We start from the raw sequence: 25,312 nt of genomic DNA, 5'->3' as shown, positions 1-25,312 counted from the left end.
AGGGTCAGGTCCAGCCGAGTTCGGTGTAGTGGCGTCCGTGCCGGATGCCGTCGATGGCGGCCCGGGTGTAGGCGACGGTCGGCTCCGGCAGGGCATCGGCGGGCCACCAGCCCCATTTCACGCACCTGTCGGGCTCCAGGACCTGCGGTTCGCCCTGCCACTGGCGGGCTCGGAAGACCAGCTGCAGTCGGGGCTGGGTGCCAGGAGCATCCAGGAGGTGGACGGTGTGCACGAGGTCGACGTCCTCGGCCTTGATCACCAGCCCGGCCTCCTCCGTCGCCTCGCGGATCAGGCAGGCGACGGCGGACTCCCGTTCGCAGTGACCGGCCAGGAAGTGATGCTCCCCGGGCGCGTAGGCAGAGTCGGGGTGCCGCAGCCCGAGCAGGATCTCGCCCTCCCGCTCCAGATACAGATGGACACCGATGACGTTCGGAACCGTCTTCGAGCCGGTGCCGCGGACGCGGAGCACGGGCAGCTGCTCGCCGGCATTGTGGCGGGCACCCGAATGAGCCTGGTACTGGTGGATGACGGCTGTGGTCTTGGGGTCCATGGTCAGATACGGGATCTGCTCGGGATCGGTCCAGCGCAGCATGATGCCCTCGGTGAGGGGCAACAGCGCGGGGTCGCCGTTCCAGGTCCCGACGTACACCAGAATCCGGCTGGTGGGCCGGTCGTCGGCGTGGGTGTTCTGGACGATGGCGAGCGGGGCCAGGTTGGGGATGCGCAGGCCGGCCTCTTCCAGCAGTTCGCGGGCGATCGCGTCGTCGAGACTTTCGCCGGGTTCGGGGTGGCCGCCGGGCAGGGACCACTGCCCGGCGCTGCAGATGTTCTTGTTGGCGTCCCGCAGATGCAGCAGGTAGCGGCCATCGGGGCGGACGAGAAGCGCCATGACGGTCATGGGCGCAGCCGGTGCGGTCAACGAATCCTCCGTACGGCGGGCCGTGGGTGTGAGGGGCGCTGCGCCCCGACGGCGGGGCGCGGCAACGGGGTGGTCAGCGGTCGTGAGAGAGGGCCAGGAGTTCGGCGAACAGGCCGCCGCCGGCGGCGAGTTCCTCGTACGTTCCCTGCTCGGAGATCCGGCCGTGTTCCATCACGATGATCCGGTCGGCAATCTTGGTGTTGACCAGCTGGTGGGTCACCACGATCGTGATCCGGCCGGCAGCGACGGTCTTGATCTCTTCGAGGATGGCGTGCTCGCCGCGGGCGTCCATCTGGCTGGTCGGCTCGTCCAGGATCAGCAGGCTCGACCTGCGGTACAGGGCACGTGCGCAGGCCAGGCGCTGCCACTGCCCGCCGGACAGTTCCGTCCCGCCCCACAGCTCCCGGGCCAGAAGTGTCTCCAGACCGTCGGGCAGTTCCTCGACAGCCTCGCGCAGTCCGACCTCCTCCAGAGCGCGCCACACCAGGTCATCGCCCAGTTCGCGGGGCTGGCCGAGGGTGACGTTGTCGCGGACGGACAGCGGCCACTGCGCGAAGTTCTGCGGCACCAGCCCGGACAGGTCCCACAGGCTGTCGGGGTCGAGGTCGGCGACGTCCCGGCCGTTCCAGGAGACGATGCCCTTGTCGGCCAGGAAGATGGCGGCGAGCAGCCGGGTGAGGGTGGACTTCCCGGAGCCGTTCTCGCCGACCACGGCGAGGATTTCGCCCCTGCGCACCGCCAGCGACACTCCCGCCACGGCCGGGGTGTCCTTGCCCGGATACCGGTAGACGACCTCGTCGAGGCGGATCTCCTCCACCGGCCGACTCGGCGTGAACTCACCGCGGTCGGGCGCGCGTTCGGCGGCGTAGTCGAGGAAACCGCCCATGTCCGCGAGGTAGAGGGACGTGTGGAACATGGCTGCGCCGTAGATGACGAGCTGACTGAGGGCGGCGAGCGCGGTCTGCACCGCGACGACCGCGGTCGCGGCGATCGACGGCTCGATCCGTCCGCTGGCCGCCAGCCAGGCCAGCCCCGCCCAGGTCGCGACGAGGAAGATGCCGCCGATCGCCGAACTGGCCAGCACGATCCGCAGCATCTTGGGTGCCGCAGCCAGGGTGCGCGCGTCGATCCGCTCCGAGATCGACCGGTACCAGAACACCAGGTAGGAGGTCATGCCGTTGGCGCGGATCTCGTCGGTGAACTTTACGCTGGTCGCCCAGCCGCGCAGGTTCTGCCGGACATTGCGGTCGCCCACGTTGGCGTAGTGGGTCTCGTAGTTGACGCGGGCGTGCAGGACGGCGCCCACGCCGGCGGGGACGACGGCGAGCAGCAGCAGTGGCAGCAGTAGCGGGTGCAGCACCGACAGCACTCCGCTCGCGCTGACCATGCGCACGACGGCGGCGGTGAACCGGGTGGCGTCCTGCACCATCACATGGCTGCGGACCACCCCCATCTCCGCTGCCTCCTGCCGGTCCGCGCAGCCGTCCTCCGCCCGGGCGGCGGCCTCCATCCGGCACACCGCCGCCACCAGGGCGCAGTCCGACTCGGTCGTCAACCGCGGGGTGATCCGGCCGTCCGCGTACGAGGACAGGGCGGTCGCCACCCGCCCAGCCGCTGACGCACAGGCGATGACCACCAGGGCCGGCAGCGCATGGTGGAGCCGGTCGGCCACCTCACCGTCAGCGAGGATCCAGTGCATCGCGCGGGAAGTGGCGGTGAGCAGTACGGCGGCGCTCACGCCGATGGCCAGCTGGCAGCCCGCCAGCAGCAGCACGGCCCGCCGGTCGATCGCCCACGCCATCCGCGCCGTCTGCGCCAGCACCGACGGAAGCCGCCGGCACATTTTCGCAAACGACGCGTCTGTCAGAGGATTCTTGGCGTACCGGCCGCCGTAGCGCAGCTCGGCGGGCGGCGGAGGCGGCAAGCGGCGCGGCGCCGCGGCGTCAGCCGCCCGGGAAGTGGGTTCAGCGCTCACCGGCCACCTCCTCTCGCCCTGTTCGTAAACCGGAAGGCACACGCAAACGGCCCTGGGGCCGTTGGGAGATCACTCGGGGCAGCCTGGACTACAGGCAACTGGGCACCTCCAGCACCGACTTGAGGGATGGCTGATGATGACCGGAACAACGACGTGACGCCCGGCTTCGAACGCGCGTATTTGAGTCGTATCCCCGCCCGCCCAATCTCGCGGCCCACAAGCCGCCGGCCGTTGATACAGGCGGGCCCACCAGATGGTGGCGGTGGCCGAAACGCCGACGGCCGATACGGATGTGGCCCATGAGCTTGGCTCGGCGTCGTTGGAGAGGAATCGGAAGGCACTCGTTCAGTGAGTGGGGCACGTCGGGCGTGTCGTCCGGCCGCATCAGGAGGGCGACCAGCCGGGGCATTGGCGCACGGCAGTGGGGTCTTCGTGCCGGGCTGGCCCGGTTACGCGGCGGTGCTGATCGTCAGGCGCAGGCGTGGGACAACCGGGGCCGGCCAGGGACGCAGGAGCGGTGACTCCCCAGTGGGGCGGCGGTTGCGGGAGCGCCGGTCCTTCGATGCTGACGCGGCTGAACCATGCCTCGGGATTGGTGATTTCCCGGCATGTGGGGGCGAGTGAGGGGTCGGTCCAGATCCGGTTGAACGGGACGACGCTGCCGGCGACTTCGATGGCCGCCTGGACAAAGCCCAGGCCGTCGCAGCAGGCTGGCGCACTCGGATCCGCTGCTCGCGCGCACACCAACGCCGTGAGGTCCGCAGGGCGTTGCAGCCAGGGGAGTAGCCGGGCGTGCTGCCGGTACTGCCATGAGCGCGGCACTTCTCGGGGCCGGTGCTCACGGCAGAAGCCGAAGAAGGCGCGTGCCACCTGCTGCTCGGCCCAGGCGGCATGCCCCTCCATCAGGGCCCTCGTGGCCGAGTCATCGTGCACCTGTGCACCAGCACGGATCGGGGGTGGTGGGAGGGCGCCTGCGCTTGCCGCGATCTGTGCGTGGTGGACGCCTGCGTGGACGACGAAGCGGATCAGTGCGGTGCGGTCGTACCGGATCCCCGTGTGGTGCAGGGCCTGCGGCGTGATGAGCGTGCGGGGTTCGCCATACTGGTCGGTGATCGTCAGGCCGGGGGTCATCGGCCAGCCCAGGCGCAGGGCGGTGGCGGCCCATGCCGCGAGCCGACCGCGGACCTGGTCCGCCTCCGGCCCGGCGAGGCGGGCTTGCACGAGGTGTTCCTCCAGCGCCCGCTCGGCCCATGCCCGGATCTGGGCCCGCCAGGCGCGGGGAGGGAGCAGCCGGAACACCAGACTCGGACAGGGCAGGTCTGTGACCTCCTGGATCAAGGACGCGGTGTCCCTCAGGATCTGCTCGATCTCCTCGGCGAGGCCGGCGTGGGCCCGAGTCTCATGGAGGACGTCGATGATCATCACGCCCCTGTCCCCCTGGTCGTGATCGGTACCCGTCCGGGCTGTGGATCGTGCGGGACGGCGGCGAGTTTGACCACGAGGGTGCCGCTCGGTGTGGCGCCGAGGTGGACGTGTCCTTGGGACCCAAGTCCGGTGCGGGCTTTGGGCAGCCATCGAGGCGGGGAAGACAGGGGCGCTCGGCTTTTCATCATCTGGCTTTCGGCGGTACGGACAGAGGAAACGGGAAGCGGCCGGTGGCGGTCCGGGACCGTGCGATTGGGGTCAGGCGGCGGACGGGAAGTGCTGGCGGTAGAGCTCGACGAGCTGGTCGAGGTCGTACGTCGCGCTCGCGGAAAGACGGAAGGCTCAGGCAGCGCGGCGCCGGGATGCGTGCTCTGCGGACCACTGGTGCCGGGCGGGCTCGAGTACGTCGTCCGCTATGTACTTGAGTTGGATGTCGTCCGGTCCGGCGGGCGCGTTGATGAGCTGGATGTCGCGCAGGATCCGCTCGCAAGGGTTGCCGACGCGTGTGGCGTGGCCGCCGTGCAGTTGCTTGGCGTCCTCGGCGGAGGCGACGCCATGACGGTTGTTCACGAGCTTGGCGTTGTACAGCCATCTGTCACACGGCTGCCCCTGGTCCAGTAGATAGGCGGCGTGGTACGCGGCGAGTTCGGCCTGCATCAGCCGGAAGGCCATCTCGGAGAGGCGGCGGCGGACCATCTTCACGTCGGAGAGGTAGCCGTTGTAGCGCTCACGCTCTACGGAGACCCATCTGGTGGTCACGTCCAGGGCCTGCTGGTGGATGCCGAGCGCGACGGCCGCGAGGTTGAGCCGGCCGTAGACCACCGATGACAGGAGGGCCACGTTGTGGCCGCCGCCGACCTCGCCGATGATGTTGCTCTCCGGGACGCGGACACCGTCGAGGCGGAGTCCGTCGACGGAGAATCCGTGCAGACCACTGGAGGGCCGGTGGACGACCTCGACACCGTCTCGTTCGGCCTCGACCAGGACAGCAGTCAGGCCCCGCGCGTTGCCGCGCTCGCCCGTTCGGACCACGACGCAGTGGATGTCCGCAAGGTCGGCGTTGCCGATGAATTCCTTCGCGCCGTCGATCACGAGTTCGCCGTTGTCGAAACGAGCGGTGCTGTCCATGTCCAGCAGGTGGCTGCCGTGGCGGGGCTCCGTGACTGCGATGCTTGGCCAGACCTCGCTGGCGGCGATGGCAGGCAGCCACGTGCGGCGCAGCTCGTCGCTGCCGTACTCGATGATCGGGGCAGCCCCGAGGATCGATGCCTGGAGTATGGCGCCGGCGGCCCCGCTGACGCGCGACACCTCCGTCACCGCGACGGTCTTGGCTAGGTGTCCTTCGTCCCTGCCACCCCACTCGGAGCCGATGAGCAGCCCGAGCCACTCACCCATGATCGGTCGCAGTTCGCGGTCGGTATGTGGGCCTCGGGACTCCATACCCGCTACACGGGGGGCGATCTCGGCGTCCGCGATGCTCTTGACCTGTTCCCGGAGGCGCTCGTGCTCGTCAGTCAGGTACGGGCTCGTGGTGGGCATCGTGGTACTCCCCTTCTCCCTGCGTGGCTGGTCGCTGCTGTGCGGCCTTGGGCAACGTTGTGACGGTGCTACGAGCTGGTACGTCGGTAGAACTCGGTCATGAAGAGGTCGCGGTAGTGGTCGATCAGATTCCACAGCGGGCGTCCTTCCGAGCGGGGACGCGGCTCGGTGCCGACCACGCAGACGGTGCCCCAGACGTGGTTCGTACGTTCGTCGATGAGAGGGGCTCCTCCGTAGACGCGGACCCCGATCTCGTCGACGACCGAGTTGCCGGCGAACTCGTCGAAGTCGAGGACGTCGGTCAGCACCAGTGAGCCCCGGCGCTGGACGACGTGCGGGCAGAAGCCCTGGGTCAGCGGCATGGTGCGACTCACCACCGGCAGTTCGCCGCCGGCGGGGTTGGCGAGACCGAGGAAGAACTGCTCGCTGCCGACCCAGTTGAGCATGGCGTACGGGGTGCCGGCCGCTTTGGCCACCTGCTGGGCGAACGCGTCGAACGCGCCCACGGGCGGCGCTGCGGGGTCGAAGAATTCAGGCAGGTGGCTCTGCCAGTCGACGTCGTGACCGGTGGCGGACAGGAGATCGGACGGAGCGTGAGGGTTCACTGCTGTGCTCCTTGCAGAAGGTTGGCAGGGGGATGTGAGCGGGTGAGCGCGTGGTCGACGAGACGGCCGAGTACACCGGCCGCGTCCGCCCTTTTTCGGGCATCGCACAGCACGACCGGGACCGTGGCCGGCAGGGCAAGAGCGGATGAGACTTCGTCGGGGTCGTAGCGGCTGGCGTTGTCGAACTCGTTCACGGCGACGAGGAAGGGCAGACCGAGCCGCTCGAAGTAGTCGACCGCGGGAAAGCTCTCGTCGAGGCGGCGGGTGTCGACGAGGACAACCGCGGCGAGGGCTCCTCGCGTGAGCTCGTCCCACATGAACCAGAACCGGGTCTGTCCCGGCGTGCCGAACAGCATCAGGATGGTGTTCAGCTGCGGGAAGGTGATCCGGCCGAAGTCCATGCCGACGGTGGTCGCCTTCTTGTCGAACAGCAGCGTGAGGTCGTCCACGCCCTCGGAGGCGGCCGTCATCACGGCCTCCGTACGCAGCGGGGTGATCTCGGAGACAGCACCCACAAACGTGGTCTTGCCGACCCCGAACCCGCCGGCGATGACGATCTTGATTGATATGGGCTTCGCCCCGCCGAGCCGGGGTGACAGCCCGAGGTCAGAGCTTGAGGAGTCCATCGCGAAGGGCCTTCAGGAGAGCAACGTCGGGAAGGTCAGCGGCGTTCGTGGCGGTCACGGCGCTCAGCGCGCCGATGTCGATCAGCCGGGACATGAGGATCCTGGTGATCTGGAAGGGCAACCCGATCAGGGCGCCGATCTCGGCGACCGCCACGGGCCGCTCCCGGCACAACGCCATGGCCTGTGCGGCTTCCGGCGGCTGGCCGGGGGGCGGTTCTGTCTCGGCCCACAGCAGCGTCTCGATCTGTAAGTCGTGCGTGGGCCTGGTCTGGCCGCCGGTCAGGACGTAGAGGCTGGGGGCCTCGGTGTCCTCGACGGTCCAGGCCGGGCCGCTTGCGGCCGCCATCTCACTGGCCGCCACCGGAAAGCGCCCCGCCCACGCGTGCCTGTGTGGCCAGCAGCTCACCCATCCGCCGGATGAGGTTGACCATCGCGAAACCGACCGCCCCTTCGTCCGCCCGCGTGTTGGTCAGAACCCCCAACACGCTTTCGACCTTGTCCGGGTCGCGTCCCGCGTTCCGTGCCACCACGGCCGGCGGGTTCCCGGCGCTCATGATGAACAGGAGCCAGTTGTTCTTCCTGATGAGGACCTGTTCGACACGGCCCTCGCCGTCGTCGACGCCGTTGGCGATCGAGTACAGGCCGTTGATCACTGCGGCCATGCGGTCCGCCAGTTTGCCGTCCATTCCCGGTCCTGCGTGAGCCAGCCTCATGCCATCCTGCGAGGCGAGCAGGACTCCAGTCACTTCCGGCACCTGGGCAAGGTCGTTGAGCAGCTGGTCCACAACCTCTTCCGGCTGGACTTTTGCCGAGTCGGGGGTCATCGAATTCTCCGTATCTTCGTACGCTGTACGGCTGGTGCCCAGGAGCGAGGGCGGGCACAAAGGACGTGGTCGGGAGGCGGCTGTGGCCGGCTAGCTCGCACTCCCCTCGGACGGCCGCGCCACGCTGTCTGCCTCGGCTTGCTCCGCGCGATGCACACCCTGGGCGAACTTGCTGACGAAAGCCGGATCCGGCGGCGCTAGTGAGGCGGGGGCGGCCCCTGGCGCGGCAGGGGGCGCAGGCTCATGGGCCGTTGCCTGTGGTGTCCGCTGCGGCAACCTGGGGCGAGTGTCGTGTGGTGCGCTCCGCGGAGGCGTTGCCATGCTCGCTGCCGAGGCGACGGTGTGCTGCGCTGGCGTACGCCGGGCAGGGCGGTGAGGCAATGCCGCCATCCCCGCGGGGGCCGGGGCCGGGGGGCTGGGCCTCGGGCCGCCAGTCGGCTGCGGGCCGGGGCGCCCCGCGAATGCCGCCTCTGGGCCTGGGAGAGCGGCAACGTGTGCGGCAGGTTGAGCCTGCGGCAGGGCCTCCGCATTGCCCTGCCAGAGCAGGAGTTTGTCCGGCACCACAACGAGCGCCGTGGTGCCGTGCATGAGATTCTTCTGCAGCTGCACCTGGACGCCGTACCGGCGGGCGAGTTTGGCCACCACGAGCAGGCCGGTCTGGCGCTGGGCCAGCTGCTCGGCCAGGTCCGACTCCTGTGGATCGGCCAACATCCGGTTGTAGCGATCGAGTTCGCCCTGAGCCATGCCTATGCCCCGGTCCTCGATCTCCACGGACAGACCCGCGGTGACCCTCGTCGCGCGCACGACGACCTTGCTGTCCGGGGGCGAGCAGAGGGTGGCGTTCTCCTCCAACTCGGCCAGCAGGTGGATGAGATCGGGTCCCGCGAAGCCCGGTACCTGCACGTTCAGGGTGGACGTGTGCATGCGGACCCGGGCGTACTTCTCGATTTCCCCCGACGCGCCACGCAGCAGATCCACCAGCCCGATCGGCTGGTTCAGCGTGCGCGCCTTCACGCCCCCCAGAACCGCCAGCCGCCCGGCCGACCGCCGCATGCGCTTGAGTAGATTGTTGACGTCAAACACGCGGTACAGCACGTCCGGATCCTGGACCTGCTTGGTCAGCTCCGTCACGATGCCGAGCGCGCGTACGAGCAGCAGGGTCAAGCCGCCGGCGAGATAAACGAGTGCCTGTGTCAGTTCGGCCTGTCGACCGTTCACCACCGCCCGCCAGGCTTCTTCGTTCAGCTGGGCCAGGGCGGCTTCGGCTTCGTTCCACGGGTTGCCATCGGAGTTCGCCTGTGTCGCGCTGAAGGCGGGAGCGCAGGGCCGCTCGCCCCGGTCGAGCTGCTCCAGGGCGCCGCTGATGCTCTTGCGTCCTTCGTCCACAGCGGATGTGAAGTGGCGCAGCCAGCCATGTACTGCATCGCTGTACTCGCTGCGCTGCCGGTGTAGCTCAGCCGCAGTGCGAACTGCCAGCCAATCTGCGGCGATCAGCACGGTCAGACCAGCCGCTGCTACCGCCGCCACGATGATCCAGCCATTCACATGGACGCCGGCCGCCGTGCCGACGGCAGTCGCCATGCACAAGATCGCCAAGGTCAAGAAGGTGGGTATGAACGCCAGAAGCCGCAGCCGCAGGCGTAGTCCCTTCTCGGTGCGTAGTGGCGCGGCACCGTGCGCACGCCGTCGCTGGCTACGTCGGTGACCGTTTGGGCGCGGGCATGACAGATCAGACATGGGTGACCTCGCGGAACGTGGTCCTGACAGGGAGGAAAGGGCGGCCGGCGGGGAACGGGCGAGCAGCGCACCGGCTCCGGGCGCGGGAACAGCGGCGACCAGGCCGAGACTTTGGTGGGAGTGGCCGCCGGGGCACGCGCACCAGTCCGCAGCCGACGGGGGAGGCGGCGTACGGTCCGGGCTCACTGCGGTGCCCCGACGGCCGGTCTATATGCGGATTCCGCTGATTGTCTCGGCCACGCTCTGCACGATGCGGCTGATGGACGGAGCGAGCGAGCTGTCGTGGAGATAGAAGCCGAGGAGTATGGCCGCTATTGCGTGGCCGGCCTTGAGGCCGCCTTTGCGGATCAGCAGCCACACCATGACGGCCAGCACAACGACCAGGGAGACAGTGATGCTCACGGAATTGGGTTTCTGCCAGGTGAGTGCGTCCGAGGGACCCCGGGTTACCCTTCGGGTCAGCGGCAAGGACCCGCGTGGCTGCGGGACTTGAGGCGTCGGCGCGCCTGAAAGATGGCGCGCCTGCGCAGCTGGTGACCGCATTGGTCCGGGCGTGGCCGAGTTGGGCCGTCATACCGGATAAGGCGGGAAACGGGGCGGGCACGATGTCCTCCGGGGGCGCAGACTTGTCGTCTTGCGTCATGTCCGCGACGCCCGGGTGACCGTTTCCGGCCTTCAATGATTTTACAGGTAAACCAGGGAAGTAATCGATGTTCTGAGGTCAGAACCTGTGAAAATGCATGGTGTACACGGGTGCTGGCACCCAGAACGGGAAATACCGCTGCGCTGCATGCTCGGGTGATGCTGGTCAACGGGGCTGAAATTCTCTCCATTGCTGTGATGGCATCGTCGGCTCAACTCCTGCGCGGCCAGTCGACGACGAGGCGACTGCAGGGCTTGTCCATAACGAAGCCTGACTCGTCGGCTGTCAGTTGGTCGCGGGCATCACCGACGGCCATGCGGAAGCTGGGCTCGGGTGAGTTGCTGCCCCAGTTTTTGTCCCACTCGCTGATTTCGGTGGCGACCTGGTCGGCAAGTTCGCTGGCGCGCGGGCCGTGGCCGATGACCCCGATCTGCCAGAAATGGCCGTGCTCGTCATCGCCTTCCTGCTTCGTGAGGTAGGCCAGAGTGTCGCCGTCGAGTGCGGTCATCGAGCCCCAGCCGAAGTTCGGGACGAGGCCGGAACGGGACCCCGGCATCCGGGACAGGCCGCTCGGCAACACGTATGCCAGATACAGGTAGAGCCACTCGTAGGAGTCGCCCTTGCGGAACTTCACGCTGGTGTAGATCTCGGCCGGGGGCTGGTCCAGGACGGTCCGGATCGCTTCGCGGTCGACGTTCTGCTCGCTGTAGGTCTCCAGGCGCACGTCGCCTTCACCTGCCATGTCGACCATGGTGCGGACGTCGTCGCAGACGCCCTTGCGCAGGGGGACGAACGTCATCATCTCGGTTGAGACCGTCCTCCAGGTCTGGCCGTCGCGTTCGAACGCGAAGCTGCGGGAGATGCTGCCGCGGATCCGCATCGGGATGACGAGGCGTCCGCCGGGGGCGAGCTGGTTGAGAATCCGCACGGGGATGTCGCCGGCGCCGACTGTGAACTGGATGCGGTCGAAGGGCGCGTGCTCGGGCAGACCGGCGGCGCCGTCGCCCAGTGCGACGGTGACGTTTGCGGCTCCGGTCTGCGCGAGGTTCTTTCGTGCGCCGTCGACGAGGTCCTGGTCGACGTCCACGGTCCACACGTGGCCGTCGGGCGCCACGAGTTCGGACAGCAGCCGGGCGTTGTAGCCGGTGCCGGCGCCGGCTTCGAGGATCTTGTGGCCGGGCTGGGCGCCCAGTTGTTCGAGCTGGGTGGCGACGATGGAGGGGGCGGAGATGCAGGAAAGCATCGTGCCCGTCGTGTCGTGCTTGATCGCTACGGCGTCGTCGGCGAAGGCGCTCTGAAGGTCGACACCGGGGAGGAAGCGGTGGCGCTCGGTGTTCCGGAACGCGGCAACGACTTCCGGGGTGCGCAGGTGGCCGCTGTCGACGAGGCGGCTCACGAGCTTGTCGTGCTGTACGGCGGGATCGGTGACGGGCGTCACGGTGGTCTCCATTCGCTTGAGGTTAGGGGCTGTCGGTCGTTCAGTGAGCGCGGTCGCGCCGTGCGCGGTGTCTGGTGCTTCGATCAGGTGCGGAGGGCTCGGCTCAGGACGCTCTCCGCGCTCTCGACCGCTGCCAACAAGTCGGCGAGCAGAGGTGGCGGGATCGATCCGCGGCCTAGGCCCGCCCTGCGGATAAGCGTGTTGAGCGCTTCTCTGTCAGCCGGAGCAATCTGCCTGCGAGTGGTGTTGTGGCGTAGGACTTCCCTGGCGGCGAAGGCGTCTTCGGAGTCCGTGGCGTTCCGGATCAACTCGCTGCACAGGGCCGTCGCCTGTCCCGGGAACATCTCAGCGGTGAGATCAACCGCGGTGAGGCCGAGCCGTAAACGGAAGTGGGCCGTGTCATGGTCGGTCGATTGCTGGGCGTAGTGAACCATGGCCAGTGCCTGCGACACGCCTTCGGGCGTCAGCTGTTTGGTGCGCAGGTCGATATAGCTGCGCAGACACGCCGCGACCGCCCGCTCCCAGGGTTCGGTGATCACGCTGGCTTCAAGGGTCGCGAGTGCCGAGTCGGTATGACCGTTGTGCAGGCTTCCAATGACCTGTGTTTGCCGGGCTTCGTGTAGGAGTTCGCCGGCGGTGTCGTACACGGCGGCGTGTGCAGCGGCCTTCGTCCACTGGCTGGTGGTTGCCAGGAGGCGGGTGCCGTCTTCGAGCATGATCGCCCGCAGCCATTCGGCGGCGTCTTTTCGGTCCGCGTGGGTCGCGACGAAGTGGTCGAAGGAGATGGCCGTGCCGTGGACCAGGGCATTTCCTCCGTGGTGCACGGCGTGGTTCATGGAGTGAAGTGTCTGGTAGGCGCCGTGAGGGTCGCCTGCCCGGTGGGTGAGGCGAGCGAGGTTGACGAGTGGCTGGAGTGACGCGATCGCTGTGCGACCGGTCACTGGCCACGTCGAGTGGAAGATATGAAACTGGCGTTCGCACAGGGATGCGGCAAGGTCGGGCATGCCGCAATCCGCCGCGATCAGCGCTGCTAGGTTCCAGACCACGCAGGCTCGGTGACGCCGCTCGGCAGGTTCTGCCGGGTTTTCGCAGAGCTTCGCGTGCCTCTGTACCTCCGCGATCCGGGTTTCGAGATCCGGGCAGGTCAGGCGGGGCCGGCACACCAGGGGAAAGTGCGAGACCACGCGATGTGCGAGTGGGCTGCTGTCTGGAATGCTGTGGTGCGGGCGTGTGCTCATATCGCGGCCTGCCCGCCGCCTTGCTGAGCCGCGGGTGGTGATCCGCACTCTGCGCCGGGACTTGTCGGCGTGATCCGTTCAACAAGGGCCCTTGGGGCAGCGCTCGGGCCGCCTGGTGGGGGAACAGGGCGTCCCAGCAGATGTTCGGCGCGGCGGCGAAGGGGCTCGGCGAGGTCGAGGTTGTCACCGTGAGTTGTGCTGTGGAGGATCTGAGTGATGACGGCGAGTTCGGCGAACCGGCCGTCGGGGGTGTTGAGCACGTCCTTCATTTCGCGGCGGACGCAGGCGGCAACGGAGGGGATGAGCAAGCTGTAGCTGTGGAGCACGGCAGCGTCGTAGCCCGTGGGGGCGAGGCCCCAACCTTCCCAGTCGAATATGCGGAGTTCGGGCGCGCAGAGGTTCGCCCAGTGGAAGTCGCCGTGCGCCGTCGACCATGACGGTGGTGTGGTGTCGATAGGTGTGCCGAGAAACTGTGGCATGGCGCGCTTGAGGAAGGGCTCGTGCACGGTGAAGCGGTCGGTGGGCACCGGAGCGATGTCGTGGAGCACGGCGCGGACAGCTCTCCACCAGGTGGACGGCAGATCCGGGGCGGTGGTCAGCGCGGAGGCTGGGGAGGCGGGCCGGGCGGTGACCCGTTCATACAGTTCCGCGCGGTACGTCCATTGCTCGTCGTTCCAGTCATGAACGACGCGTAGTCGAGGGCGGGGTACCGATTCCGGGATGGCCTGTTGGGCCGCAACAGAGCCGTTCCAGAACGTGGCGTTGATCTCGCCGGACGGGGCGCAGCCGACGCGGAGCCAGGCCGGGCCGTTGGCGGCGATGACGGGCAGGCTCAGCGTTCGGCCGCGCCACCCCCATGTCTCGTCTGCGTCTGGTTCGGGCCGGGTGCCCAGAGCAGCGCAAGCGTGTCCGTGGGCGGTTCGCATCCGCGCCGTGGTCTGGGGGTCGTGGGGTTCCGGGAACATCAACTGCCCTCCGATGAGGGGGTATCGGGCAGTGGGGCGGTCGACGGGTTCATCACGGTGTCACGTGCCGCCCGCGCGAGGATGCTCTGTGTTCGGCTATCCAGGCCCATGCGGTTCCAGGCGAAGATCACGTGGTGGGCGAGGACGTCCCGCACGCCCCGGTGGAGAGCGCCTGTGTGGGCCGCGTCGCCCAGGCGCCGCCCCGCGGTCTCGAAGGCAGCGGCCCAGGGCTCTATGAAGGCGAGCGCGCTGCCCTTGTTGAATAGAGGGCTCGAGGGGCTGGTGTCGAGTTTCATCAGGACTTGCAGTGCCGAAGTCATCGCGGTCAGCCGGGTGGCGGGCGCATCGGAGGGCAGGGGGCGCAGCTGTTCCACGCGGTGCCAGATGTCGCCCTGCTCGTGCGGTTCCTGACCAGCGCCGAAGAACAGAGTGCAGCACAGCAGGACGGACAGCTCCCGGCGGCCGAGGATGTCGCCCGGCATCGCGCTGGAGTGATGGCGGCGTACGTAGTCGAGGACGCCCCGGCTATCGGCGTGGAACAGGTCGTGGGCCGCGTCCATGCCCTGGGGGCCGCCGAACACCAGTGACTCGGGCTCGTAGATGGTCTGCCACCATCGGTCAACCAGACCGTCGGTCATGAGGCTGTCCAGGATTTTGCTCACGGCGCTCTCGGCGTCGGCACGAGTGGCTGCGGAGCCGGGCCGGCAGCGGAGACGCCAGCAGGGGTATTTGCGAAGGAACCACCAGCCGGCAAGTGCCCCGGTCTTCTCTGCCTGTGCCAGTTGTGGACCAAGGCCGGTAAGAGCGGTCTGCTCGGCGGCGCTCCAGTCGGCAAATTGAACGGAGACCGAGTACCAGCCCTGAGCCGCTTCGGCTTGCGCTTCGAGGGCGTGCTCTCCCGCAGCCTGATAGACCTCGGCGGCGTCGGAGAGGTCGCCGACGTTCATCCCTGCACGGGCGGCAGCCTGGTGGAGCGGGACGCCGGCCAAGACTTCCAGGACGCTCTTCGCCACCTGGTGCGGCGAGACGGAATCTTCCACCACTTTCCTCATCCCTTCCTGATCCGGGGGCGGCTCACTTGATGAGCAGGCACGAGTCCCACCCGGAGACCGGCGGTGTGGTGCGGGCGGCGGTGTGCAGGGCAAGGGCAAGTCCCGTATTCCCTTCGAGTAATCCGATGTCTTCGCCAAGACCAGCGCGGCACTGCTGAATGAGGCGGTCGGCTAAGGCGGGCAAGTGCACGCTGACCTCCGGCGTGCACGCGTCACGGCCAGCCCGCCAGACGGTCTGGTACAGCCCGGCCCAGCCATGGCAAAGGCTGATATCCGTGATCCGGCTGAGCTGGTCCGGGTCGGACAGGCAGCAGACGAGGGCATGTTCAGCCATCTGCTGACGTGCGATATCCGTTGTCGCGATGGCTGCGAGCTGTTGAGCGCGGGCAATGCCGGGGGTGCCGTAACACCAACTCGGTCGCATGGGGGCGGATCGGCCCGGCCGACCGGTACGCAGCTGGTCGCGGGTGATCCACTGAGGCCACCACGGACCGGAGTCGGCGTGCTGCTGCCAGATATCGAGCCATGTGCTGATCGTGTGGAGGGCTTCGTCATGCCCGTCTACGGTGACCCCCCGGCGCCGAGCCTGCGCGAGGAGCGCGAGTGGCCCGGCGATACCGTGCGCGATGCCAAAGTTGCCGTGCCCGCCGCGGAACGCATCGGACTGCTTGACCTGGGGGTCGTGGAAGACCCACCACCCCGGCAGGGTCTCGTCGTCGGCCCGCAGCGGTTGCGTTAGGCGTACGAGGTAGGTCAGGACCCGCTGCAAGGCGTCGTTGCCGGTTGCGTGTTGGAGGAGATGGGCGCCGAGCCCGGTCAGGCCGTGAAGGAGGTCGTACTCGGCGAAGGCGGGAAGTTCGCCGCGGTCGATACGTGCATGTGCGAGGTCAACGCGGCGGTGGGTGAGTGCGGTGACGGACGTGTCCACTCCGGTGCGAGCTGGACCGTATCGCACGGTTCCGTCAGCCCCGGCCGCATGGAGAACGAAGGCGAGAGCGGGTGCGCCGAAGAGCAGGTTGGCATCATCCGCGGCACTAACCCCATCCCTGGCTGTGGCCGTCACCCAGGAGTGTGCGGTCTGCCAGCTACCCTCCCCGGAGTGAGCGCGCTCGATGTGGAACAGGGCGACACCGGCCGCCCCCTTGGACAGGGACTGCGTACGCCAGCCCGGTTCAGCGGGGAGCAGTTCGGGCGTCACCAGCAGCTGGGCGATCTCCTGCGCAGCGGTGGACGCGGTGCTGGTCGGCGTGCTCACCGAGTTTCCTTCCGTTCGCGGGCGGTCTGGCGCAGGGCCGAGGCGCGGGCCAGTCGGTGGCTGACCCGCTCGCGGTCCGGGTCAACACCGATGGTGCGGACGTGATGCATATGGAGCAGGGACCTGAGCACCCTGTAGGGCTCGCGCTGTAGGGCAAGGTGCGTGCGGTAGGCGGCAAGAGCAGCTCGGCGTCGCTCCCAGGCGCGTGTCACGGTCTCGGCGCCCGGCGTGGCGCGCAGCGTCGCCCAGTCGTCGCGGGGGTCCGCCAATCGCATCCCGACATCCCGCACGCTCTGGTCCAGCTTGCCCTGCTCGCGGGGGAGATGGTTGATCAGCCAGCGCATGCCGATGTCGGGGGTTTCTGCGTAGGAGGCCGCGAGATCGACCAAGCTGGCGGCGGTGACAGCCTCGGGCGGCAGCCCTGTGCGGATGGTGAGCATGATCTGGGCGAGGGCAGCGGCGGAGTCCGCGGCGAATACCTCGTGTGCCGCGTCCATTGCCTCGCTGTGACCGTAGCGTCCGGCTTCGGGGTGGTAGGTGGCGAGCTGTAGGTGGGCAAGAAGGCCGCAGCCACGCAGCTCGGCGGCCCACTCTCCGACCCGAGTGGCGGCCTGTCCGTACTGGTCGGGAGTGGGCAGGCGCAGGTAGAGACCCAGGTATTGCTCGGAGTCGGGGCTGGTGGTGTCTCGGTGACGCCGGAACCACCACTGCCGAAGGTCGATCCCCCCGTCGAGGAGGCGTGGCAGGTGCTCAACGAGGACTTCGTCCTGGCGGTCCGGGTGTCCATGAACCTGCGCGTACAGCCACGGAGAGCGGCCCGGAAGATGCCCCGCGTCGCGCTCGATCGCTTGAAGGGGCGATGGCGTCACTGGGGTTCGTTCTGCGGCACGCGCGTGAGCAAGACGCAGCGGGAGGAGGAATTCGTGAGCGCGGCCCATCCAGGCCAGGTCGGCGGCGGTCGGGGCCTCCTGCAACTCGACCTCACGCGCGGCGTCGAGGCGGTTCCTCAGCAGCACCCGGTGGAGCGGCTGGCGAAGGTCGAGTGGCAGGCGCAGGTCGGACTCGCACACCACGAGGGCTTCCGGGGCGCGTAGCCGACGACGCCATGTCTCAAGGGCACCTTCCCATTCAGCCAGTGGGGCAGCGGGCTTGGGGAGGTCTGCGGCCGTCAGGAGCCAGCGTGCTGGCGAGAGCACGCTCCGGCCGTAGCGCAGCCGCGGCAGGTACGGCAGACGCACCGCGGCTCCCCAGTCGAACGCCTTGTAGACGGCGCAGCGTGCGATGGTGATCTCGGCGAGGAAGCGGGCGAGTGGCGGGGTGAGCGTGCCCGCCTCCAGGGCGTGCACGACGCGCGGTTCGATACGCCTGCCGGTCGACAGCTGGACCAGGTGGAGCTGGCGAGCGTCTGCAGTGACCGCGAGGTCCCGCAGCTGAATGAGATCAGGGTGGGGATCGCGGTGCTCAGAAAGCGAGATCGTGTGCGGGAGCAGTTGGGAAGTCCGGACGACGTTCTCGCTGCGCCGCCGGCGCGGGAAGAACGACAGCTGGGCGGCAATGGCCTCCGGGGCTTCCGTGCTCAGGGCGGTGTAGGTGTCGGAGAGGTTCTTGCGGTCGGCCTCGGGCAGCAGGTCAGCGAACCGTCCGGCCATGCTGCTGCCGGGGCGTGGGGCTGCGGTAACGAGCAGGCGAAACGCCCCGTCCTCTACGGCCGTCGGCGAGGCGGCGTGGATCTGAAAAGCGAGTTCGGCTCGCGGCGGTGGGAGCATCTCGGAGGGGTCGCCGACCGTCAGCCTGCGGACTACGGGTTCGGTCAGCACGATCTCTTCAGCACCGTCGATGACGGCCTGCTGGACAAGGGCAAGGAGGGTTTCGTCGCGTTCGGTCAGCGTGCGAGCGGTGTTCGCGACTGGCGAGCCCAGGTACCCGGCGGGCAGCCCGAGCCCGGTGTCGCCGACCAACTCGGGCACGGGGACGACGGCTCCCACTCCGTACCGCTGCCGAAACCGGACGTGGAAAGCCTTCCACCGGGAATAGCCGAATGGGTAGGGCGTCAGGCGAAGCAGTGCGGAGGCAGCGGTCTCGGCTTCACGGATGACCGCCTCGGGAAGGGAGACGTCGCAGTCCAGGGCCGTGTCGACAACCAGCGGCTGTGGTGCGATGTCGCATATCGCGTTCATGCGCTCAGTCACCGTTGCCCTCATGGCGTGGGCGGCGGTGGGGGATGCGATGTCGCTGTGACGCGACAGGTCTTCGTGGACCATCCGCAGGTGCTGCATCAGGTCGGCGAGGTCGGGTAGCTCGTCGGCATCAGCCGCCTCAAGCTGTGACTGTACGTGTCCAAGGGCGTCCGGCACGGTCATGGGCGCTCGGAGATTGGTAAGCAGCAGGTGCTGGGTGACGAGTTCGGCCAGCAGGGCGCGGATCTGCTCTGGTGGTGCGCTCGGGAACTCGGCGGCCAGCAGCGTGATGAGTTCCCCGAAGCGGATGGGCTTGCGAGCAGCTTCCGTCGCGGTGCGCACCGGAGGCGTGTGGCCGACGGATATCTCGACCGGCGCGAGCACGCCAGGGACGTCGTCGGGCGGCTCGCCTGGGACAGCGATTCGGTCTCCGCGCACGAACGCGATGGGGTTCGTGACCACCGCCAGACGTTCCAGCAGGCGGGGATGCCGCTCCAGACGGGCGACGACGGACCCCAACCACTGAGCGTCCGCCCTGGCGACGACGCGGTGACTCTCTCCCCAGCGCACGTGAGCGTCGCTGCCGACGCGAGCGGTACTGACTCCGGCGAACAGCCCGAACGGGGTGGCTCGTCCCTGCCAGCGCAACTGGTAGGAGGCCAAGGACGCCACGAGGCGGCGCACGTGGCGGGCCTGGGCGGCGCGCCCTTCAAGCAGCGCAGAGATCTGCTGAGCCAGCACGGGGCTGGCGGTCTCTACGGCATGCCGGGCCTCATCGTGCTGCCACACCTGTTTCAGCCAGGCCAGTCCCTCAGCCACCACTGCCTCCGGAGAACCGGTCATGTTCGGCTCCTCAGCGAGAGGCGCCCCGTCTGGATGCGTCGTGGCGCGCACCAGGGGCACGCCGGCCAGTCGGTACAGCAGCCGGTCCGCTCCTGCTGTCATCAGCTCCTCTTCCCTTTCGACAGCGTGCCGGGGGGTGCCGGTGGCGCCGGCCGTGATGTCCGCCCGACGCCACCGGCAGTGATCAGCGTCAGGCCGGGTCGCCCACGAACGAGGTGCAGGCCGTGCCCGAGCAGCTGGAGCCGCAGTTGTCGCTGGTGTCGCGCAGCAGGTCACGGACCGGCAGACCGGCCTCGATGACGCGGACGTCGAGCGTGAAGTCCACATCGACCTGGGTGGTCGCGGCTTCGGGGTTCATCTGCATGCTGTTCGCTCCTTCTGAATGGGATGGTGCGGGTTGCCCTAGCTCGCCGGACGCAAGTCCTCCGGCGGCCAGGAGATGAGGACGCGGACATGCTGCTTGTTGATGACTCGCCCCTCGGGGAGCTGGTCATCGGGGGTGTCGGCCGGGTAGGCCGCGATACTCGGGCCGCGCCCGCCGCGGTGGTCACGGCTCCAGACACGGATCTGCTCGGCCATGGCGTCGGCGAGCGCGGCGGCGTCCGGACCGAAGGCGTGTGCTCCGAACTCGAAAACGGGATCGGGTTCCTCGCCCAGCTTCCGCAGGGCGAGATAGGCGAAGCTGCCTCCCTCGACCACGGCCGGGCAAGCCATCTTGTTCTGCGGGGAGACCAGGCCCGTGTCCAGCTTCGGGTCGACCGCGAGGAGACAGAAGCCATCCAGTGCGGTGGCCAGCCACATCTGGAGCGTGTCGAACTGCTCCTGGCGGGGGATCTTCACCCCCGACCACACTTCGACTCGCTCGGTGTCGAGCGCACCGTTCAGTGAGTCCGGTTCGGTCGGCCACTCGTCATCGAACCGCAGGCCGATCTCCTTGCCGCGCAGGAGCAGCAGTCGTTCCTGGTGTGCTCCAGCTCCCTGCATCGTGACGAAGCCGCAGATCTTGGCCGACTGGCTGACCAAGTGATCTCCTTCTCGGGCGAAGGTGATCGATCGGGTCAGGCCCCGCACCCGGAGGGGGACGGTGATGGTTCCGCCGTCGGCGAGCTGGTCCACCCAGGCCGGTGGGATGTCCCAGCTGCCGACGGTGACGATCGTCCGGTCGTAAGGGGCGTGCTCGGAGCACCCGTCCTCGCCATCCGTGAGGACGACGTTCACTTGCGGGTATCCGGCGTTCTTCAAGCAGGCCCGGGCTCGGTCAGTGACATCTCCGTCGATGTCGATGGTGGTGACCTCACCATCCTTGCCGACCAGCGAGGCCATCAGTGCTGCGTTGTAGCCGCCGGAGCCGATTTCCAGGCACCGGTGACCGGGCCGGAGCCCAGCCTGCTCCAGCATGGTGGCTTGGATCTCCGGAGCGGACACTGAGCTGATAGTGATGCCGTGCTCATCCCGCTTCGTAGCCAAGTGGGTCTGGGCATACGCCTTCTCCAGAGGGGCTTCAGGGGCGAACAGGTGCCTGGGCACCTCACGGAACGCCGCTTCGACCTCCTTCGTCTGGATCACGCGCTGGGCCACGAGCTCGTTCACGAGCTTGTCTCGCAGCTCTGCTGCTGAGGGCGAGCTAGCGGTCACTTCGGTCATAGAGGGGTTCCTTACGGGGCCTCGTGCGCCTTCGCCTTGGGGCGTCGGCGCCAACTGCATGGTGGTTCGGCGATGGATGCCGGCTGGCGGAAGCCGGCCTTTGCTCAGCGCCCCAAGGGCAGCTCCTGGATCCGTTCGAACGTGTAGGTGTGGCGGTCGGGATGTTGGGTTTCCATCACCAGCCACACGGACTTGACGCGCACGGTCATGTGATGGCGGGCGTGGCGTAGCAGGGCGGAGGCGAGGGCGTCTGCCCGGTCCATTTGGTTGGCGTAGTGGGTGGCGACCTTCCCGTAGGCGGCCGACATGTGCGGGAAGTACGTCTCGGTGGCTTCGGGCAGGACCAGGCTGGCGTTGACCAGCCCGGCGACCACGTCCTCGAAGTCTCCGTCGAGGTGTCCGGAGGGCGTGTGCAGCAGGCCCGAGGCGTAGGTGTCGCCCGCCCGCCGGCTCAGCAGCACCTCGCCGCCCCGCCGCAGGATGAGATGGACGTCGACCGGTTCCCGGTGGCGCTGTGCCATGTCGTCCCCGCCCCGATGCGAGGCTGTCTGCCCGTTCCCGCTGGCCTGCCAGACGGGGGTGCGGCCGACGCGGAGTCGCGTCCGGGCACCAGGGCGTGGCATCGGCCAACCGACCCGCAAAGGGGTTTACGGGAACGCGCGAGGACGCGCGGGTATTGGGCATGCTGATCTCCGGGGTGCAGACGTGACGTCCAGCGTCAGTGACCGCGACGCCCGGGTGCCCGTTTCCGGACGCCACGGATTCTAGCCGGGACGCCATGGGGAGTTGGCTGGTCACCGGCTTGATCACACCGGTCTGCTGATCACACAGCTCGGCCATGCGCGGACTCCTTTCGGGCCGTGCCGGCGTACGACGCGGCCTGGGGCAGGACCGGGTATTCGAGTGCCAGTGTCTGTGGCGCGGTCAGGCCCGGGGAGGTCAGTTGCCAGCCGTCGAACAACCGGGCGATCTGTTCCTTCGTCCGCAGGTGGACGGGGCAGCCGGCCGCCGTCATGGTCTTGGCGAATCGGCGCACAGGTTTGCCCGAGACGTCGGCGGTGGCGTGCGTGATGACGAGAGCGCTGCCGGTGGCGGCTACGTGTTTGTACTGGTCGACGAGGACGGTCAGGGGCTGCGCCGCTGTGTCCTCGATGTGGTGGAGCACGCTGCCAAGGAGAAGGATGACTGGTTCTCGCCAGTTGATCGTCTCCATGACTTCCGTGGAAGCGAGGATCGACTCGGGGTCGCGTACGTCGGCGCACAGGCTCTCGACGACAGCGGGCGCCTTGGCCCTCATCATTGCGTCGGCGTGGGTGTGCACCAGCACGTCGTTGTCGATGCACACGACGCGGGCGTCGGGATGAACGCGGGTCAGGACATCCACCGGCGTGGGGCCGTGGGGAAGGCCGCAGCCGAAGTCGACCAGCTGCCGGATGCCCGCGATGGCCAGGGTCTGCACCATCATGAGCACGTACATGCGCTCGTGGCGGACGGCGCTCTGCAGGAACGGCATGCGCTCGGCCGCCCGAAGGGCCCCGTCACGGTCGACGATGTAGTGGTCCCGCCCGCCAAGCAGGTAGTTCTGCATCCGGGCGCTCGACGGCCGTGCCTGCAACTCGGCGATCGCTGCGGAGGGGTGGAGGAGCATCGGGTGGTCAGGTCGCATGCCGCTCCACCTCGCCGGTGATCGTGTGGAGTTCGGGCAGACGCCACGACGGACCGTCCGGTGCACCGAGCCACAGCGTGTGTTCCGTTTCCGTGATCGTCACGCCCAGCTGCTCAACCTCTGGTTCTCCGGCCGCGTGCCACTGACCGAGTGCGTCGAACAGATCGGAGCCGAGATCGCGCGGCCCCCACTCGTAGATGCGGGGGGAGTGGAGGAAGACCACTGCCCGAGACGCCTGGTGGTCATGAATACGCAGGCGGTCGGCAACGTCGCCTTCGAGCTGTGCAACGCCGCGCACGACCTGCATCCGAAGGTCAGGGCGGAGGAGACCGGCGAACAACCGGGCCGCCGGCCGTACGTGCGCCCCCTTCGCGTCCAGGGCTTCTGACGCCCTCGGGCTGCCCTGCGACTCGACGGGGGTGCCCTCACCAGGGCGGTGCTCGCGCAGCCACACGGTCTGCGGAGCCGGTCCGGCGTGGAAACGTCCACGGGCCGACGCCCCGTCCCGCGCCACGGTCAGGACGAGCAGCGTGCTGGATCCGCCCAGAGCGGTTCGGACGGGCAGGCACAGCCGGCCACCCGGACGAACCCGGGTGACCCACTCCCACGGCACACGGCGTACCGCACGATGGGACAGGAGCCCGTGGAACGAACCCGCCGGTCCCAAGACCCCGGCCTGAGACCCGCTGACCACCCGAACCCGCGGGTAGGGGCGTAGGCGCTGCCGGGCGATCTCGGCGAGGCGTTCTGTGTCCGCGGCCGTCACTACCTGGCCGCCCTGGAGGAGGTGGTCCAGAGAGGCTGCCGTCCAGCCGCAGTCTGTGCCGATCTCGGCAACGGCCGTCCCCGGTACTGGAGCGAGCGCGGCCAGGCGCGCCGTGGCGTCTTCTTTGGATGGGATCACTCCCGTGACGATGCCGGGGCCGCCCTCCCCACCGTCGTCGACGTCGAACACGAGCATCTCGGAGCGATGGACGAACTTCGCCCACTCACCGGCGTTCTTACTCCGGTCCACCCGGCGCCAGCGACCACCTCGGTGCGTACGGATCACATTGGGCACGAAGTCCTGTCGCCGATCGCAGGTGAACACGTCCCCCGTGTGCTGGTGAACGTGGGCACTGCCCGGTCGCAGGCTGTCGGCCTCGACGCGGGCGTTCATGCCTGTCCTGCCATGGCGACGACGTCTCCGGAGTTTTCACGGCCGGTCGCGGGGCCCAGGAGACGCAACTGCCACCCTCGCGTGATGGCGTGCGCGGCCGAGGAAGCGCCCAGCGCCCGCAGCAGGCGTCGAGCGTCCTTGCGCACGTCGTCCAGCGGACGCTTCGCGCCGGCCGCGATCTCCTGGACGGTCTTTCCGCCGGCGAGCCCTGCCAGGACTGTGCGCTGCCCCTCCGGCAGCTCGACGGTGTGGTCCACAGGCACGGGGACGTCCAGGTGGCCGTGACGGTAGGCGAGGTCCACCATGCCCGCCCGCTCGGAAGTTCCGAGCTTTCCGCCGATCCGTAGGATGTACGTCTTGACCGTGCTGTCGGACACTCGCATGTCGCAGGCCGTCTCTGCGGTCGTCTTTCCCTGAGAGATGCCCAGCAGAGCCTCCCGCTCCTGAGGGGAAAGCGGCGGCGAGATGGTCTCGTCCGGGGCCGGCATGGTCCTACTCCTTCGGTGTTCTGACACAGTCGTCGTCATATCGGGGCCGGCCCACTTCGCTGGTCGGCTCGTTGGGGGCGTGAGCTACCACCCGCCGTTGAGCTCCAGGGCGAGTTCGGCGAGGATGAAGACGGTAGGCAGGCTGATAGCGGCAGCGAGGAGAACGGCGCCCCAGTGCGCGCGAGCCTGTCGCCAGCCACGTCGAACGCGCCCTGGGGCCGGTTCGTCTCTCCGGGGTGAACTCGAATCCGGTGGGCAAGCCGGGGCACCGTGAATCCGCTGAGGGTGCGCTGCGCGAGAGGGCCTGGCCATGTCACTCACCGTCCCGCTCGCAGTCCTGTTCGGCGTAGCGCAGCAGGGCCTCGGTGTGGACTGCGAGCCGGAATGCGTGCTTCCTCGCCGCCTTGAGCCCCTCTCCCGGAGCGACGTCGCGGGCCTCCTGCGAGCGCTCGATCGCCTCACCGCATGCGGACCACCCTCGACTCCCGGCGGAGAGCGATTCCAAGTGGATCGAAACGTAGGGGACGAGCGTCGTGACGTAGCCGCTGAGCGCTTTTGTGACCGCCGCGAGGGTGCGCGGATGCGGGTACACCCCCGCCTGCTCCCAGGACTTCGCCGCACGAATGGCTTCGCGGATACGCGTCGAATCGAACCCGGCGCACACAGTCCTGCCCCAGCCGTCGACCATGTCGTCAGAGGCGTCGACAGCAGGAAGGACGGCGAGCAGCTCCCGCCCGACCTCGGACATCCGCCGGTGCAGGGACGCCGCACGCGCGACGTCGCCGGGAATCTCTTCGTCGAGTAGGGCACGTACGCGTACGACCAGTTGCTCGTCTTCCAGAGGAGGCTCGTTGGCATCGACAGGAACGACTGCCCCGAGCAGTCGCATCAAGTGGCCGCGCATGAGCAGCAGTTGAACGTGGCGCTCGTCCGGGTCTTCGCTGACGGAGGCAGTCTCGGCGAAGACCAGACTGGTCACTTCGCGATGAAGGGTCTCCTGCACCGCGAGAGGCGATGGTCCGGGTGCGAGGGTCGATACAACGGTCCTCAGGTCAAGGCTCAGTTCCCTGAATGAGCCCTCCGGCCAGGACACG

At 68.4% G+C, this 25,312-nt stretch carries 22 protein-coding genes and 1 pseudogene; all 23 read right to left on the bottom strand.

Annotation, left to right across the window (positions count from 1 at the left end):
• Positions 1-4: 4 nt before the first annotated feature.
• On the bottom strand, positions 5-919 hold the full coding sequence (locus OG852_RS10500) for an NUDIX hydrolase (protein ID WP_330347706.1): 915 nt from the start codon (positions 917-919) through the stop codon (positions 5-7).
• Positions 920-992: 73 nt separating this feature from the next.
• Positions 993-2,741: an ABC transporter ATP-binding protein gene (locus tag OG852_RS10495; protein WP_330347705.1), complete on the bottom strand. Its 1,749-nt coding sequence runs from the start codon at positions 2,739-2,741 to the stop codon at positions 993-995.
• 537 nt (positions 2,742-3,278) lie between these two features.
• The gene (locus OG852_RS10490; protein ID WP_330347704.1) at positions 3,279-4,316 is read right to left on the bottom strand and encodes a hypothetical protein; all 1,038 of its coding nucleotides are present in this window, start codon (positions 4,314-4,316) and stop codon (positions 3,279-3,281) included.
• 345 nt (positions 4,317-4,661) lie between these two features.
• Positions 4,662-5,858: an acyl-CoA dehydrogenase family protein gene (locus tag OG852_RS10485; protein WP_330347703.1), complete on the bottom strand. Its 1,197-nt coding sequence runs from the start codon at positions 5,856-5,858 to the stop codon at positions 4,662-4,664.
• Positions 5,859-5,926: 68 nt separating this feature from the next.
• Positions 5,927-6,463 carry a GAF domain-containing protein gene (locus OG852_RS10480; RefSeq protein ID WP_330347702.1) on the bottom strand — a complete coding sequence of 179 codons (537 nt, stop codon included), beginning with the start codon at positions 6,461-6,463 and terminating at the stop codon, positions 5,927-5,929.
• Entirely contained in the window at positions 6,460-7,089 is a 630-nt protein-coding gene (locus OG852_RS10475; protein ID WP_330347701.1) for a GTP-binding protein, read from the bottom strand. Before OG852_RS10475 ends, OG852_RS10480 begins: the two co-directional genes overlap by 4 nt.
• The gene (locus tag OG852_RS10470; RefSeq protein WP_330347700.1) at positions 7,070-7,435 is read right to left on the bottom strand and encodes a DUF742 domain-containing protein; all 366 of its coding nucleotides are present in this window, start codon (positions 7,433-7,435) and stop codon (positions 7,070-7,072) included. The genes OG852_RS10475 and OG852_RS10470 overlap by 20 nt, the downstream gene beginning before the upstream one ends.
• A 1-nt stretch (position 7,436) precedes the next feature.
• Complete coding sequence (locus OG852_RS10465; protein WP_330347699.1) at positions 7,437-7,913, bottom strand: roadblock/LC7 domain-containing protein; 477 nt, start codon at positions 7,911-7,913, stop codon at positions 7,437-7,439.
• A gap of 90 nt (positions 7,914-8,003) precedes the next feature.
• A complete protein-coding gene (locus OG852_RS10460) occupies positions 8,004-9,494 on the bottom strand; it encodes an ATP-binding protein (RefSeq protein ID WP_330347698.1) in 1,491 nt (496 codons plus the stop codon).
• A 363-nt stretch (positions 9,495-9,857) separates the two neighbouring features.
• On the bottom strand, positions 9,858-10,052 hold the full coding sequence (locus tag OG852_RS10455; RefSeq protein WP_330347697.1) for a hypothetical protein: 195 nt from the start codon (positions 10,050-10,052) through the stop codon (positions 9,858-9,860).
• 452 nt (positions 10,053-10,504) lie between these two features.
• Entirely contained in the window at positions 10,505-11,743 is a 1,239-nt protein-coding gene (fxlM, locus tag OG852_RS10450) for a methyltransferase, FxLD system (protein WP_330347696.1), read from the bottom strand.
• 71 nt (positions 11,744-11,814) lie between these two features.
• Positions 11,815-12,567, bottom strand: a complete 753-nt coding sequence (locus tag OG852_RS10445) for a hypothetical protein (RefSeq protein ID WP_330347695.1) — start codon at positions 12,565-12,567, stop codon at positions 11,815-11,817.
• 398 nt (positions 12,568-12,965) lie between these two features.
• A complete protein-coding gene (locus tag OG852_RS10440; RefSeq protein ID WP_330347694.1) occupies positions 12,966-13,895 on the bottom strand; it encodes a hypothetical protein in 930 nt (309 codons plus the stop codon).
• Positions 13,896-13,933: 38 nt separating this feature from the next.
• Complete coding sequence (locus tag OG852_RS10435) at positions 13,934-14,986, bottom strand: thiopeptide-type bacteriocin biosynthesis protein (RefSeq protein WP_330347693.1); 1,053 nt, start codon at positions 14,984-14,986, stop codon at positions 13,934-13,936.
• Between the two features lie 22 nt (positions 14,987-15,008).
• A complete protein-coding gene (locus OG852_RS10430; protein ID WP_330347692.1) occupies positions 15,009-16,241 on the bottom strand; it encodes a lanthionine synthetase C family protein in 1,233 nt (410 codons plus the stop codon).
• Entirely contained in the window at positions 16,238-19,261 is a 3,024-nt protein-coding gene (locus OG852_RS10425) for a lantibiotic dehydratase (RefSeq protein ID WP_330347691.1), read from the bottom strand. The genes OG852_RS10430 and OG852_RS10425 overlap by 4 nt, the downstream gene beginning before the upstream one ends.
• A gap of 190 nt (positions 19,262-19,451) precedes the next feature.
• A complete protein-coding gene (locus OG852_RS10420; RefSeq protein ID WP_330347690.1) occupies positions 19,452-19,625 on the bottom strand; it encodes an FxLD family lanthipeptide in 174 nt (57 codons plus the stop codon).
• Positions 19,626-19,663: 38 nt separating this feature from the next.
• On the bottom strand, positions 19,664-20,905 hold the full coding sequence (gene fxlM, locus OG852_RS10415) for a methyltransferase, FxLD system (protein WP_330347689.1): 1,242 nt from the start codon (positions 20,903-20,905) through the stop codon (positions 19,664-19,666).
• Between the two features lie 356 nt (positions 20,906-21,261).
• Positions 21,262-21,426: pseudogene (locus OG852_RS10410) on the bottom strand (phosphotransferase); the annotation flags it as partial.
• Positions 21,427-21,728: 302 nt separating this feature from the next.
• Positions 21,729-22,571 (bottom strand): SAM-dependent methyltransferase, encoded by an 843-nt coding sequence (locus OG852_RS10405; protein ID WP_330347688.1) that lies wholly within the window; start codon positions 22,569-22,571, stop codon positions 21,729-21,731.
• Positions 22,561-23,730, bottom strand: a complete 1,170-nt coding sequence (locus tag OG852_RS10400) for a protein-L-isoaspartate O-methyltransferase family protein (RefSeq protein ID WP_330347687.1) — start codon at positions 23,728-23,730, stop codon at positions 22,561-22,563. Before OG852_RS10400 ends, OG852_RS10405 begins: the two co-directional genes overlap by 11 nt.
• On the bottom strand, positions 23,727-24,218 hold the full coding sequence (locus OG852_RS10395; protein WP_330347686.1) for a LuxR C-terminal-related transcriptional regulator: 492 nt from the start codon (positions 24,216-24,218) through the stop codon (positions 23,727-23,729). Before OG852_RS10395 ends, OG852_RS10400 begins: the two co-directional genes overlap by 4 nt.
• A 313-nt stretch (positions 24,219-24,531) precedes the next feature.
• Entirely contained in the window at positions 24,532-25,221 is a 690-nt protein-coding gene (locus OG852_RS10390) for a DUF6415 family natural product biosynthesis protein (protein ID WP_330347685.1), read from the bottom strand.
• Positions 25,222-25,312: the final 91 nt, after the last annotated feature.

It is taken from the genome of Streptomyces sp. NBC_00582, from assembly GCF_036345155.1.
Classification (GTDB): domain Bacteria; phylum Actinomycetota; class Actinomycetes; order Streptomycetales; family Streptomycetaceae; genus Streptomyces.
The sequence above is the reverse complement of the archived record's forward strand: the minus strand, read 5'-3'. Positions and strand labels throughout refer to the sequence as shown.